General features: G+C 47.0%; 13 protein-coding genes, 1 tRNA gene and 1 rRNA gene. 13 read left to right on the forward strand and 2 right to left on the reverse strand.

Annotated features, from left to right (window positions below):
• Window positions 1–2: 2 nt before the first annotated feature.
• The 13 genes from rrf to C558_RS0126430 all read left to right on the forward strand — a co-directional run bounded on the left by rrf (window position 3) and on the right by C558_RS0126430 (window position 10976).
• A 5S ribosomal RNA gene (rrf, locus tag C558_RS0126370) occupies window positions 3–119 on the forward strand.
• Window positions 120–323: 204 nt separating this feature from the next.
• Window positions 324–1535: a putative glycoside hydrolase gene (locus C558_RS0126375; protein WP_018759301.1), complete on the forward strand. Its 1212-nt coding sequence runs from the start codon at window positions 324–326 to the stop codon at window positions 1533–1535.
• Between the two features lie 114 nt (window positions 1536–1649).
• Window positions 1650–3107: an IMP dehydrogenase gene (gene guaB, locus C558_RS0126380; RefSeq protein ID WP_018759302.1), complete on the forward strand. Its 1458-nt coding sequence runs from the start codon at window positions 1650–1652 to the stop codon at window positions 3105–3107.
• A gap of 164 nt (window positions 3108–3271) precedes the next feature.
• On the forward strand, window positions 3272–4663 hold the full coding sequence (locus C558_RS0126385) for a D-alanyl-D-alanine carboxypeptidase family protein (protein WP_026264153.1): 1392 nt from the start codon (window positions 3272–3274) through the stop codon (window positions 4661–4663).
• Between the two features lie 136 nt (window positions 4664–4799).
• Window positions 4800–5684, forward strand: coding sequence for a pyridoxal 5'-phosphate synthase lyase subunit PdxS (gene pdxS / locus C558_RS0126390; RefSeq protein ID WP_211220804.1), 885 nt, complete (start codon window positions 4800–4802; stop codon window positions 5682–5684).
• A gap of 17 nt (window positions 5685–5701) precedes the next feature.
• A complete protein-coding gene (gene pdxT, locus C558_RS0126395) occupies window positions 5702–6286 on the forward strand; it encodes a pyridoxal 5'-phosphate synthase glutaminase subunit PdxT (protein ID WP_018759305.1) in 585 nt (194 codons plus the stop codon).
• 69 nt (window positions 6287–6355) lie between these two features.
• Window positions 6356–7636, forward strand: a complete 1281-nt coding sequence (gene serS, locus C558_RS0126400) for a serine--tRNA ligase (protein ID WP_018759306.1) — start codon at window positions 6356–6358, stop codon at window positions 7634–7636.
• Between the two features lie 60 nt (window positions 7637–7696).
• Window positions 7697–7785 (forward strand) — tRNA-Ser (locus C558_RS0126405).
• Between the two features lie 187 nt (window positions 7786–7972).
• On the forward strand, window positions 7973–8323 hold the full coding sequence (locus C558_RS0126410) for a hypothetical protein (RefSeq protein ID WP_018759307.1): 351 nt from the start codon (window positions 7973–7975) through the stop codon (window positions 8321–8323).
• 39 nt (window positions 8324–8362) lie between these two features.
• Window positions 8363–8533, forward strand: a complete 171-nt coding sequence (locus C558_RS34350; protein ID WP_018759308.1) for a hypothetical protein — start codon at window positions 8363–8365, stop codon at window positions 8531–8533.
• 17 nt (window positions 8534–8550) lie between these two features.
• Entirely contained in the window at window positions 8551–8703 is a 153-nt protein-coding gene (locus tag C558_RS0126420) for a small acid-soluble spore protein P (protein WP_018759309.1), read from the forward strand.
• Window positions 8704–8880: 177 nt separating this feature from the next.
• Window positions 8881–9780 (forward strand): YitT family protein, encoded by a 900-nt coding sequence (locus tag C558_RS0126425; protein ID WP_018759310.1) that lies wholly within the window; start codon window positions 8881–8883, stop codon window positions 9778–9780.
• 119 nt (window positions 9781–9899) lie between these two features.
• Window positions 9900–10976: a DUF6612 family protein gene (locus C558_RS0126430; protein ID WP_026264154.1), complete on the forward strand. Its 1077-nt coding sequence runs from the start codon at window positions 9900–9902 to the stop codon at window positions 10974–10976.
• Window positions 10977–11070: 94 nt separating this feature from the next.
• On the opposite strand, the gene serS (C558_RS0126435) is transcribed toward C558_RS0126430, so the two are convergent.
• Together serS (C558_RS0126435) and tadA are read right to left on the reverse strand one after the other, a co-directional pair.
• Window positions 11071–12354: a serine--tRNA ligase gene (serS, locus tag C558_RS0126435; protein ID WP_018759312.1), complete on the reverse strand. Its 1284-nt coding sequence runs from the start codon at window positions 12352–12354 to the stop codon at window positions 11071–11073.
• 499 nt (window positions 12355–12853) lie between these two features.
• Window positions 12854–13333, reverse strand: coding sequence for a tRNA adenosine(34) deaminase TadA (gene tadA / locus C558_RS0126440; RefSeq protein ID WP_018759313.1), 480 nt, complete (start codon window positions 13331–13333; stop codon window positions 12854–12856).
• Between the last annotated feature and the right edge of the window lie 250 nt (window positions 13334–13583).

The following is a 13583-nucleotide window of genomic DNA, read 5'->3' on the forward strand; positions in this document are numbered from 1 at the left end:
CGTTTGGTGTCGATGGCGGAGGGGTTCCACGCGTACCCATCCCGAACACGACCGTTAAGCCCTCTAGCGCCGATGGTACTTGGACCGCAGGGTCCTGGGAGAGTAGGACGATGCCAAGCAGCTAAAGACCACTTTTGAGATTTAATTCTCGAAGGTGGTCTTTTTTTGTGTTTATTCGGGGTCCCTGCAAAGTATCAGATTCGACATCAAGCTAAGACACCACTTTGCGGGACTATATATGTATTTTTTACCTGAATATCCTTCAACCCCCATTCAAGATTGCAGGGATTTACGCCCATACTACGGGGTAGGAGGTGGAAGACATGCCAAATCAACTCAAGTTGCTCTTAAATCTTCTTGGACTGGCAATGATTCTAACCAGTTGTCAATCTTCAGCAGCTCTATCGCAAAAGAACGCACAAACGGCTCAATCTCAAGGGACATATTCTTCTTATACACCCGAACAAGCTCAACATGTATTGGCACATAAGCTGCCGAAGAAAATTCATGCCCGGGGAATCTACGTTTCTGGATGGGTTGCTGGGAGTAATAAAGCACTCAATCGAATGATTGGACTGTTAGATCGGACCGATTTGAACACACTTGTCATTGATGTGAAGGCCGATGAAGGAAGATTAACATATACGTCTTCCATTCCACTTGTGAAAGAGATTGGTGCGGATGCTAACCCTGCCATTCAAGATATTCGCGCTCTGCTCAATCGGCTGAAAGCCAAACAAATTTATACGATTGGCCGTATCGTCACTTTTAAAGATCCTTACCTCGCCAAGAGAAAGCCAGAATGGGCATTACATAAGAAGAATGGAGCCGTATGGCATGATGTCAAAGGGACAGCATGGCTGGATCCTTACTTAGAGAAGACATGGGATTATAATATTGCAGTTGCAGTTGAAGCTGCGCGGTTCGGCTTTGATGAAATTCAATTCGATTATGTGAGGTTCCCGGACAATGCAAGACGAGTGAAGCAGGAAGTCGCCTTTACTAATCAGCAAGGACGGACTCGTGCGGAGGCCATTCGTCAATTCCTCCATCGCGCACGGCCTGCGATCCATGCTGCAGGCGCCTATGTGTCGGCAGATGTATTCGGACTGGTCACTTCCGAGAAGAATGATATGGGCATTGGTCAAGTGTGGGAACAAATTGCAAGCGAAGTAGACTACATCTCCCCAATGACGTATCCTTCGCACTATTCCAGTGGAGTCTATGGGATCACCCATCCTGATTTGGCACCTGGAAGCGTCATTCGGCATGCCATGATCGATGCGAAGAAGCGAAATGACGAGATCACAGCTTCGAATTCAGAGCAAGTCATCGCTTCTCAACCTGGATATCAACGATCCGCTAACGATCCAGCGGAGATCAGACCATGGTTGCAGAATTTTACTGCCACATGGATGCGCTCTCATCGCTCGTACGGGGAGAGTGAGGTAATTCAGCAAGTTAAAGCGTTAGAGGGACAAGGGATTCATCAGTTTTTGCTGTGGAATTCGAAGTGTAAATATAACTACAAATAACTGAATTATATGACTATTTCGGATTCCTTGACAGCCCATACCCCCTTTGCTAAGATGAACAATAATATTTGACGGCAATACTTAAAAATACAGATTTAAGGGAGGAACTATCCGGTGTGGGAAACGAAATTTGCTAAAGAAGGATTAACTTTTGATGATGTGTTGTTGGTGCCTCGAAAGTCAGAGGTGCTACCGCGTGAGGTTGATATTTCTGTATCGCTCAGTAAATCGGTGAAATTGAACATTCCTCTAATTAGTGCAGGTATGGATACAGTAACGGAAGCTGCGCTCGCTATTGCGATGGCACGTGAGGGCGGTATTGGGATTATTCATAAAAATATGACGATTGCACAACAAGCGGAAGAAGTGGACCGTGTTAAACGTTCCGAGAGCGGCGTTATTACCAACCCATTCTCGCTTACTCCTGATCACCACGTCTACGATGCGGAAGCATTGATGGCAAAATATCGTATATCTGGTGTTCCGATCGTCGATGAAAATAATAAGTTAGTCGGGATCTTAACAAATCGCGATTTACGTTTCGTACATGACTTTGCGATCAAAATCAATGAAGTGATGACACGTGAGAACTTGGTAACGGCACCGGTGGGTACAACCCTTCAAGCAGCAGAAGGCATCCTTCAGAAGCACAAAATTGAGAAGCTTCCGATTGTAGATGAGACGAATACCCTTAAAGGCCTCATTACGATTAAAGATATTGAGAAAGCCATTCAATTCCCACGCGCTGCAAAAGATGCACAAGGTCGCCTGCTAGTAGGGGCAGCGGTTGGAATCTCGAAAGATACATTTGAACGGACAGAAGCACTTGTTCAAGCAGGTGCGGACGTGATTACAGTGGATTCAGCACACGGACATCACATTAACATCGTTGAAGCGGTTCGTAAGCTTCGCGAACTCTATCCTGATCTAACAATCATCGCAGGGAACGTTGCAACAGGCGAAGGTACACGCGAATTGATCGAAGCTGGTGCATCCGTTGTCAAAGTCGGTATCGGTCCAGGTTCGATCTGTACAACGCGTGTAATCGCAGGGATTGGTGTTCCACAAGTAACTGCAGTTTATGATTGCGCAACGGTTGCTCGTGAATACGGTATTCCAATTATTGCAGATGGTGGGATCAAATATTCCGGTGAGATTGTAAAAGCAATAGGTGCTGGCGCAACGGCGGTAATGCTCGGAAGCCTATTCGCAGGTACAGAAGAAAGCCCAGGCGAGACAGAAATCTACCAAGGCCGCAGCTACAAAGTATACCGCGGAATGGGTTCACTCGGTGCGATGAAAGAAGGCAGTAAAGACCGTTACTTCCAAGAAAACGAGAAGAAGCTCGTTCCAGAAGGTATTGAAGGTCGTGTTGCTTACAAAGGGCCATTAGCAGATACGATTCACCAACTTATGGGTGGTCTGCGTGCAGGAATGGGCTACTGCGGTACTGCATCAATTGAGGAATTGAAGAACGATACACAATTCGTTCGGATTACAGGCGCGGGTCTTCGTGAGAGCCACCCACATGATGTACAGATTACGAAAGAAGCGCCGAACTACTCGGTGTAATGGTTCGATTTTACCAAATTTTATAAGTCTAAATCTCACAGGCAGAGTTCCTACTCTGCCTGTCTTTTTTTTGGGCATAGGCGTGTGTTACAATGATTTATAGGTTTATTAATTTATATTATTTGTGCTAGTGCATGAGAGGAGACTTACCTGTTTTGAAAGAGATGAATAATAACAAGTCACGTGATCATAAAAAACGTCAAATATTAAAAAAGACGATTGCTATATTCCTAGGTTTCCAACTTCTATGTGGAGCGCTTGCACCTGCGGGTGCGATCTTCGCGGAAGGTGAGAAGAAGACGACAACAACAACAACGCAGTCGCTCACGAAGGAAATTACGTCTGCAAATACGAAAATGCCTACTGCTGAATCGTTGAATCTTGAAGTGAAGTCAGCGATTTTGATGGAAGCTTCGACAGGTCAGTTACTCGTGGATATTAACTCAGACGTGGCTTTGCCGCCGGCGAGTATGACGAAGATGATGACTGAGTATATTGTTCAAGAGCAAGTGAAGCAAGGCAAACTCAAATGGGACGAAGTTGTTACAACAAGTGAGAATGCTTCATTAACCAAAGGATCGCGTATTTTCCTTGCCCAAGGGGATCAACATACAGTAGAACAGCTTTTCATCGCGATGGCGGTTGGATCTGCGAATGATGCAACGGTTGCGTTAGCCGAACGGGTAGCCGGCTCTGAACAAGAATTTGTTAAGCTAATGAATGAAACAGCGCAAAAAATGGGGATGAAAACAGCATACTTCATTAACTCGACGGGATTAAGCCGTGCAGATATGCCGGAGAAATACCGCCCGTCAGAAGATCGCGAGACCGTTGTGTCGGCTCGTGATATCGCGAAGTTAGCACAGCATATTGTCGAAGACCATCCGGATTTCTCCAAGTTCACAACGATTCAATCTTATAAATTCCGTGAACGTGATAAAGCGCCGATCATTAACTATAACTGGATGCTTGAATCTAATGCCTCCATTCCGTCCTTTAAGCGTTATGCTTATCCGGGATTAGACGGTCTGAAGACAGGTCATACATCTCAAGCTGGTTACTGCTTTGCAGGTACTGCGACACGTAACGGCATGCGTCTGATCAGTGTTGTCATGGGAACGAAGACCGAACCAAAGCGATTTATCGAGTCGAAAAAAGTGCTTGATTACGGCTTCAATAACTTCGAAGTGAAGCAAGCGGTAGCGCCGAAATCGGTCGTTCCAGGCGCAGACAAAGCGAAGTTGAAGAAAGGTAAATCAACTGAGGTCGGAGCGGTAACAGAGTCGGCTGTGAGCTTTGTTGTACCGAAGGGTGCCAATATCGATAACGTGACGTTTACAACGAAAATGGACGATACATTGGTAGCCCCAATTAAGAAGGGTCAGAAAGTCGGAGAGATCACTTATACGTTCAAATCGGATAAAGGCGATCAGAAGAAGACTGTGAATCTTGTCGCGTCAGAAGACGTGGAAAAGGGCGGATGGTTGCGCCTATTCTTCCGTGCTATTGGCGACTTCTTCAAGGACTTGTTCGCTGGAATTAAAAATCTGTTCTAATTTGCCTGAATTCCGAGCTAGATGGTTGTCTATTTCAAGTGCATACTGTAAAATATTTTGTTAGATTCATGCATTCTTCAAAGAGCTGTATCGATCCGTATAAATCCATGATTTAATATATTTCGGGGGGCAGAGCATAATGGAAACAGGAACATCTCGTGTAAAAAGAGGTATGGCAGAAATGCAAAAAGGCGGCGTCATTATGGACGTCATGAATGCTGAGCAAGCAAGAATCGCTGAAGCGGCAGGTGCAGTAGCAGTTATGGCACTTGAACGCGTTCCTTCGGATATTCGTGCAGCAGGCGGAGTCGCTCGTATGGCGGATCCAACCATCTTTGAAGAAGTTGTAAAGACGGTATCTATCCCAGTTATGGCGAAAGCACGTATCGGGCATTATGTTGAAGCAAGAGTATTAGAAGCACTAGGTGCTGACTATATTGATGAGTCCGAAGTGTTAACACCTGCGGACGAAGTTTTCCATATTAATAAGAAAGAATTCACAATCCCATTCGTATGTGGCGCCAAAGACCTTGGCGAAGCACTTCGTCGAGTAGGCGAAGGCGCATCGATGCTTCGTACGAAAGGTGAGCCAGGAACAGGCAACATCGTTGAAGCGGTACGTCACTTGCGTCTGATCAACAGCCAAATTCGTAAAGTACAAAACTTGTCCAAGGACGAGCTGTATGCTGAAGCGAAAAATTTAGGTGTATCCTATGATCTATTGCTTGATGTGCATGAGACTGGTAAATTGCCAGTTGTTAACTTCGCAGCAGGCGGCGTTGCGACACCATCCGATGCAGCGCTTATGATGCACCTCGGTGCAGACGGTGTATTCGTTGGATCGGGGATCTTCAAATCCGACAACCCGGAGCGTTTCGCACGTGCGATTGTTGAAGCAACAACACATTACACAGACTACAAGTTGATCGCTGAAGTGTCCAAGAACCTTGGTACGCCGATGAAAGGGATCGAAATCTCGAAATTGAGCGCATCCGAGCGCATGCAAGATCGCGGCTGGTAAGAAGGAAGGGACTTGCAATGAAGGTTGGCGTATTAGCGCTGCAGGGAGCTGTAGCTGAACATATTCGCAGTATCGAACAAGCAGGTGCGACAGGCGTAAGTGTAAAGCGCGTGGAGCAACTGGACGAGCTGGACGGCTTGATCATTCCAGGCGGCGAGAGCACAACAATCGGTAAATTAATGCGCAAGTATGACTTTATCGATGCGGTTCGCAGTTTCTCGGAGCAAGGCAAGCCGATTTTCGGAACTTGTGCAGGACTTATTGTTCTCGCGAAGCGAATTGAAGGACAAGACGGGGCGCATCTCGAATTAATGGATATGACTGTTGCGCGTAATGCCTTCGGTCGTCAACGCGAGAGCTTTGAGACGGATTTACCTGTTCAAGGTATTGACGAGCCGATCCGTGCCGTATTCATCCGTGCGCCGCTCATTACGCAGGTTGGTCCAGAGGTGGATGTACTATCCACATTTAATGGAGAGATTGTAACAGCACGGCAAGGCCACTTGCTAGCAGCTTCGTATCATCCAGAGCTGACGGACGATGTACGTCTGCATGAATATTTCCTGGGTATGATTAAAGAATCTGCTGTTGTAGAACGATAATCCATAAGGTAAATAACACCTTGACTCTTTTTCACAAGGGTTAAGGTGTTTTCATTGGAGGGAAAACATTTGTTAGATGTAAAAATTTTACGAAATGAATTCGGACGCGTGGAAGAGGCGCTTAGAAATCGCGGTAAATCGCTTGATTTGATCGCTGAATTTCCAGCGCTTGATGTTCGTCGCCGTGAATTACTGCAAGAGAGCGAGACCCTTAAGAATCGTCGGAATGTGGTATCGCAAGAAGTAGCAAGATTGAAGAAAGCGCGCGAGAATGCAGATGACTTGATCCTTGAAATGCGTGAAGTATCGGACCGCATCAAGGAGCTGGATGAAGAAGTACGGGTACTCGATGAGAAGATCACAGAGCTAACGCTTGCGATTCCTAATATCCCGAGCGATGCAACACCTGTAGGGGCTTCTGAAGAAGATAATGTTGAGATTCGTAGATGGTCTGAGCCTGCGAAGTTCGATTTCGAGCCGAAGGCGCATTGGGATGTTGCACAAGACTTAGGTATTCTAGATTTCGAAGCAGCAGCGAAAGTAACTGGCTCACGCTTTGTATTCTATAAAGGACTTGGCGCACGTCTTGAACGGGCTCTACTGAACTTTATGATGGATTTACATAGTGATCAGCACGGTTATGAAGAAATTCTACCGCCTTACATTGTAAACCGCGAGAGCCTGATTGGTACGAGCCAATTGCCGAAGTTCGAAGAGGATCTATTCAAGCTTCGTGATACGGATTATTATTTAATTCCAACGGCTGAAGTGCCTGTGACGAATATTCACCGTGAAGAGATTCTGAATGTGGAGGATTTGCCGAAGAAGTTCGTTGCGTTCAGTGCATGTTTCCGTTCCGAAGCAGGTTCTGCGGGCCGCGATACGCGTGGATTGATTCGTCAGCACCAATTCAACAAGGTGGAGCTTGTGAAGCTTGTGAAACCGGAAGATTCCTATGCAGCGCTAGAGGATCTCACTCAAAATGCGGAGAAGGTACTACAATTGCTTGAGTTGCCATACCGTGTATTGACGTTATGTACAGTGGATATTGGTTTTGCATCGGCGAAGACGTATGATCTGGAAGTCTGGCTTCCTGAGAGCAATATGTACCGTGAAATTTCTTCGTGTACGAACTTTGAGGATTTCCAAGCACGTCGTGCGAATATCCGGTTCCGCCGCGATGCGAAAGGCAAACCAGAGTTCGTGCATACATTGAACGGATCGGGTCTTGCCCTCGGTCGTACGGTAGCTGCAATTCTTGAGAATTATCAGCAAGCGGACGGCAGTGTGCGCATTCCTGCTGTACTTCAGCCTTATATGGGCGGCCTAGAAGTCATCTCTAAAAAATAGGACTTGCTTTTTAGGGGCATCCTATGGTAAGATCTTTTTTGTCACGAAAAGATTTTATCTGGAGAGGTACCGAAGTGGTCATAACGGGGCGGTCTTGAAAACCGTTAGGGTGCAAGCCCACGTGGGTTCGAATCCCACCCTCTCCGCCATACTTATAACATAAGCAGACTCTAGCGTCGATCATCGATGTTAGGGTCTTTTTTATTTTTCCGGGGTCCCCGCAAAGTATCTGAATCGACTTCGAAGCCAATGCCCCACGTTGTGGGGTTATTTTGCGTATAAAAGATATCCTCCCTTCACAGAATAATGGGTGTACGTAAGTAGGAGGTGCCATATATGCAGAATAATGAACCGATATCGGTTAACCAGGATCAATTGGTAAATGCTTGGCAGCAGACGTTGCCAACAACACTGCAAGAAGGTGATCATGCGCAGATAGAGCCTGACGGAGCCAATCCGCAAGGGCTGCGTATCCATATTGAGGCTGCAGGACGACAAATGTATACATTCGATTTTCAATGCGCCTATGTGGACTCGAGAGAAGTAAGAGTGGATCTGGTGGATGTCGAACGTGATGGCGTGTCTGTCGATGAGCGCACACAGGTGATTCAGGAAATGGCTCAGACGTATACACGCAATATTCATGAATGTGCACAAGCGCTTCACGACATTACCCATGAGCATTGAACCTCATCAACCAATGAATAGGATCAAGGGGGCAGCATCATGACGAAAGCCAAAGGCAGTGTGGATAAAAATCTAAGCAATGTTGTGGATGATTTGAATCAGACAGCAGTGAACAGTCATCAAGCTCAGCAGCAGCAGCAAGACCGCAATGATCGGCGTCATCAGGATGCCTTGAATCATGACAACACGACGGATACCGAGCATCTATAATAGGGAGGTACAACAAGATGGCCAAATCGAAAGCAATACCTGTTCCTGAAGCACAGCAGAAAGAACGTCACCATCAAGCTGACAATGGCACAGGTCAACAAGAACCGTTATCCGGATCGAAAAAAACAAAACAACATAATCATGTGAGTCACAATAATCCGCAAGGATAGCATTTTTACGAAAACATAGGAACGTTTAAGTTAAATCAAATACAAAAAAAGACCTTATTTCTAATTAATTTTAGATTTAAGGTTTTTTATTTTGCAGATATCTTATATAATAAATAGTATAGTAACTAAACTAATTGAATTGAATAGAATCAGTTCAAGACAAAAAGGGGAAATTTGATGCAAGAACAAGCAAGCGCAGTTGCAGCGCAGTCCACACGTAAACATTTGAGAACACCACTGTCGATTATTTTGAAGCGTGTCGTATTTATTTTGATTGGTGCCATATTAATGGCCGTCGCCCTAGAGTTCTTCCTCGTGCCCAACAATATTGTCGATGGCGGGATTACAGGGATTTCGATTATTTTGTCACATATTACTGGATTTAAGTTAGGTCTCTTCTTATTCGTCCTCAACTTACCGTTCTTATTCCTTGGATATAAGCAGATAGGTAAGACTTTTGCACTATCCACATTACTTGGAGTTGCCGTGATGTCGGCTGGTACTATGTTGTTCCACCATTCGCCATCCTTTACAGATAACCCATTGCTCGCAGCAGTATTCGGAGGTATCCTGCTCGGAATCGGCGTCGGACTTGTTATTCGGTTCGGCGGTTCCTTGGACGGTACAGAGATCGTAGCAATTCTACTCAATAAGAAGCTGCCGTTCTCTGTCGGTCAGATTGTTATGTTCTTCAACCTCTTTATTCTTAGTAGTGCAGGGCTTGTATTCGACTGGGATCGTGCCATGTACTCTCTAATTGCGTATTTCGTTGCTTATAAGATGATGGACACGACTATTGAAGGTTTCGACGAGTCGAAATCGGTCTGGATCATTAGTGATAGTCATCGTGAGATTGGTGAAGCGCTCCTCAGCCGCTTGGGACGGGGCGTAACTTACCTCAACGGGGAAGGTGGATTCTCTGGTGATAATAAGAAAGTTATTTTCGCCGTTATTACGCGTCTAGAAGAAGCCAAATTAAAAACCATTGTACAGGAATTAGACCCGTCGGCCTTCCTCGCGATTGGTAACATTCATGATGTAAGTGGCGGACGATTTAAGAAGAAGGATATCCACTAGGATAAAAGCACCAAATGAGAATATTTTGAAAATATTACAGAAAACCGTTTGCAATTCATGGAAAATGTACTATGATAGTACGGTATGTAATTTTTCTATGGATTGAGGGGGAAATTGATTTGAACAGGAAGTTATGGATGTCCGTCGTGATGGGTATGCTTGCAGTCATGCTCGTATTATCCGGTTGTGGGGCAAAGAAAGATCCGAAGGAAGCACTTCAAGCTGCAATGGATAATGCTGCGAAAATGAAATCTTATGATTTCAAGGCGTCATTTATTTTAAATGATCTGAACGTATCCAGTCCGGAGCTTACAGCGAATCCGGAAGTGGGCATGGTCTATAATATGTTGAAGAATGCTCAGGTTACAGTGACAGGTGCTTATCAGAAAGATCCAATGCAAATGGAAATGAATGTGGATCTGACGATTAAAGGTGATGCATCCTTCACGCTGAACATGCCGATCGTACTCACGAAAGAAAAAATGTGGGTGAAGATTCCGAGTATCCCAATGATTCCAATGCCAGAGAATTTGGTTGGCAAATTCGTTGAGATCGATATGAAGAAGCTTGCTGAACAAGCGGGTGAAACGACGGTTCCAACATTTGATACAGCGAAATCGCAAGAGCTATCGATGGATATTATGAAGATCTTATTCGAGAAATTCGATGGCAAAACATTCTTCCAAGAGCTTGATGCGAAGTCTGTCACATTGCCTGAAGGTGTAGAAGCGAAGCAAATCGTGAAGCTTGCCATCAACAATGAGAACTTGGAGCAAGGTATTACGGTTCTTGCGAAGGACGTTGTGCCGCAAGTACTTGATTTGCTCGCAAGCGATAAGTATAAAGACGTGATCCCAAGCTTGAAAGCAGAAGATATCGCAGCAGCGAAGAAGGACCTGACAGATGAAGCGAAGCTGAAAGAAGCGCTTGCTGAGATCAAGAAGGGCTTCAAGATCAATGATCTGAACGTTGTTACAGCTGTGAACAAAGATCAGTTCCCTGCTTATCAAGAAGCGAACATCAATGTTGATGTAACAGCAGAAGGATCGACTGTAAAAGTAAACGCGAAGGTAACTTCAGAGTATTCGAACATTAACGGCAAACCAAACTTCAAGATCGGAACGCCTCCACCAGATGCAATTCCGATGGATGAGCTTGCACAAATGTTCGGCGGCGCTGGCGTTGGTGCACAATAATAGAGAAATCCGCCCGAGCCTCGGGCGGATTTTTTTGTCGTCTATCAGAGCAGCTGCTGTCCACTTCAGGTGGGCTAGCAGCTGTTTCTTTCTATTAGAGGTTAATGGTTGGACGAATCTCGGTCATACCGCGCATATAAGGCTGCAGCGCAGCAGGAATGCGAATCGAGCCGTCTTCGCGTTGATGGTTCTCAAGGAGCGGGATTAGAATGCGCGGTGTAGCCACCATCGTATTGTTCAGCGTGTAGCAGAATTGAGGTTTGCCTTGTTCATCCATGAATCGGATTCGCGAGCGGCGAGCCTGGAAATCGAGCAAGCTCGAAGCCGAATGGGTCTCACCGTAAGCATTCCGGCTTGGCATCCACGTCTCGATATCGTATTGCTGATAATTCTTCTGCCCCATATCTCCCGTGCATACGGCGACAATGCGGTATGGCAGCTCGAGCAGCTGAAGTAACTCCTCGCTATTGTGCATCATATCGTGCAGGATCGATTCGGCCAAGTGGAGGTCGTTCTTGCAGATGACAACCTGTTCGACCTTTGCGAATTGATGCACGCGATAGAGACCGCGCACGTCGCGTCCAGCCGAACCAGCTTCGCGGCGGAAACAGTTCGACACCGCTGCAAGTCGAATGGGCTCAGTGACATCGACGATCTCGTCGCTGTAATACGAGACGAGCGGGACCTCACCGGTACCGACGACCCAGGCGTTGTCCTCCGGTACGGCATAGCTCTGATCGCGGCCACCTGGGAAGAAGCCGGTGTTCGTCATGGCGTCCTCGCGTGCGAGCAGCGGGACGTCCATCGCAGTGAAGCCTCGATCCGTCAGGAGATCGAGGGCGAGCTGCTGCACGGCGCGGTGCAGGCTGAGCCCCGCGCCGCGCAGGAAGTACTGGCGCGTGCCGGCGACCTTGACGCCGCGCGCGAGATCGAGGAGATCACACGCCTCGCCGAGGGCGGTGTGATCTCTCGCATCGAAGTCGAAACGGGGGGCTATGCCGACCCGTTTCACTTCGATGTTGTCGGCGTCGCTCACGCCCACGGGCGTGGCGGGCGACGCCAGGTTCGGCACGAGCAGCATCAGCTCGTGCCAGGCTTCGAACGCATCGCGCAGCTCGCGTTCGAGTGCCTTCAGCACGGCGCCTTGCTGCCGTGCTTCGGCCGTAAGGCGCATCGCTTCGCTCGATGCGCGGTCAACGCTCGCGCCCTGCTGGGCGAGCGTGTTGCGTGCGCGCCGTAGCGCTTCGACTTGCTGGAGCAAGTCGAGCCTCCGCGCGTCAGCTTCCAGCACCGCCGCAATCGATACGGCGATGCCTTTCTGGTCTGCGACTTGTTGCAGCTGCTCTGCATGGTCTCGAATAAATTGAATGTCTAACATGTGGGTGGTCTCCTTCCGCTAACGCGTTATTGTGGTAAAAACACAAAAAGCGCCCCTCATCCGATTGGGACGAGGAGCGCTGTGCTCGCGGTGCCACCCAACTTGATTCGCTTCTGTCGTAAGGCAGCTGCAAATCCACTTTGGTACCGCGATAACGGAGCGGTGACCGGTTAACTTAGGGAGTTCATGAGGGGTGACCTGGAACTCTTGTCGCAAACGCCTCAGAGTTGGAGTCTCTTCATCGGCATAATTCCGATCTGAAATTATTGTATGCATTATAACGCAAAATGGTCTCATCCACAAGTGGATAACTTTTAGAGGTTGTTCAAAATGTCATCATTTGATCACGAAGTCATTCAAGAAGCATAATCGACATCGAATCTTGCGTTCACCTTCGAAGTCCGGTACTCATTTAGGTTTTGCCTAAACTCCGTTCCTCCTTCTTCAGATTCTCACAACCTTCTTCGTGCTGAAATGCCGCCTTTTTGAACATGCACTTTTAGATCTCGTCCTTCACTTTATTTTTTCTCAGCTTCCGAAAGAAATTCGTTAACAGGGCAGCGCATTCTTCTTGTGCGATGCCATCGATGACCTCAGTCCGATGATTGAACCTCGGTTCTTGCAATAGGTTCATCAGCGTCCCAGCGCATCCTGCTTTGGGATCCGTCGTCCCGTAGACCACCGTGGGAACCCTGGCTTGTACAATCGCGCCTGCGCACATCGGACAAGGTTCTAGTGTCACATAGAGTGTGCAGTCGAGCAGACGCCATGCGCCAAGTTTCTCACTAGCTTGTCGAATCGCGATTAATTCGGCGTGGGCTGTCGCATCGAAGGTCGTCTCGCGCAGATTATAACCGCGACCAATAATTTGATTCTGCCAGACGACAACCGCACCGATCGGCACTTCGCCGATGGCTTCGGCCTTCTGCGCCTCTTGAATCGCCTCGCGCATCCAGTAATGGTAAGTATTTTCATGCATGGGGTAGGTCCTCCTGCGATTTGTTCGACGAACATTTATTCGTTGTTAACATGATGTGCACAAATCTGTGGATAACTAGCGTGTTGTACACAGACTTATACACATATTATCCAAATCATCCACAGAACTGTGTGTAAAATGTGAATAACATAGAATCTATTGTAGGAAATTATCCCTTGGTTATCAAGTTTGAACATTTGTTCTTTGCCAAATAGAGTGGAAGGGGTTATTATTAAAGGGAACATCATCC

The sequence above is a fragment of the Paenibacillus terrigena DSM 21567 genome, from assembly GCF_000374845.1.
Classification (GTDB): domain Bacteria; phylum Bacillota; class Bacilli; order Paenibacillales; family Paenibacillaceae; genus Paenibacillus_K; species Paenibacillus_K terrigena.

What these genes read in the sequence shown, in the direction of transcription:
- C558_RS0126410 (WP_018759307.1), top strand. Translation starts at nt 7,973, where the DNA reads ATGCAGAATAATGAACCGATATCGGTTAACCAGGATCAATTGGTAAAT.
- serS (WP_018759312.1), bottom strand. Translation starts at nt 12,354, where the DNA reads ATGTTAGACATTCAATTTATTCGAGACCATGCAGAGCAGCTGCAACAA.
- C558_RS0126385 (WP_026264153.1), top strand. Translation starts at nt 3,272, where the DNA reads ATGAATAATAACAAGTCACGTGATCATAAAAAACGTCAAATATTAAAA.
- C558_RS0126375 (WP_018759301.1), top strand. Translation starts at nt 324, where the DNA reads ATGCCAAATCAACTCAAGTTGCTCTTAAATCTTCTTGGACTGGCAATG.
- C558_RS34350 (WP_018759308.1), top strand. Translation starts at nt 8,363, where the DNA reads ATGACGAAAGCCAAAGGCAGTGTGGATAAAAATCTAAGCAATGTTGTG.
- tadA (WP_018759313.1), bottom strand. Translation starts at nt 13,333, where the DNA reads ATGCATGAAAATACTTACCATTACTGGATGCGCGAGGCGATTCAAGAG.
- pdxT (WP_018759305.1), top strand. Translation starts at nt 5,702, where the DNA reads ATGAAGGTTGGCGTATTAGCGCTGCAGGGAGCTGTAGCTGAACATATT.
- C558_RS0126420 (WP_018759309.1), top strand. Translation starts at nt 8,551, where the DNA reads ATGGCCAAATCGAAAGCAATACCTGTTCCTGAAGCACAGCAGAAAGAA.
- C558_RS0126425 (WP_018759310.1), top strand. Translation starts at nt 8,881, where the DNA reads ATGCAAGAACAAGCAAGCGCAGTTGCAGCGCAGTCCACACGTAAACAT.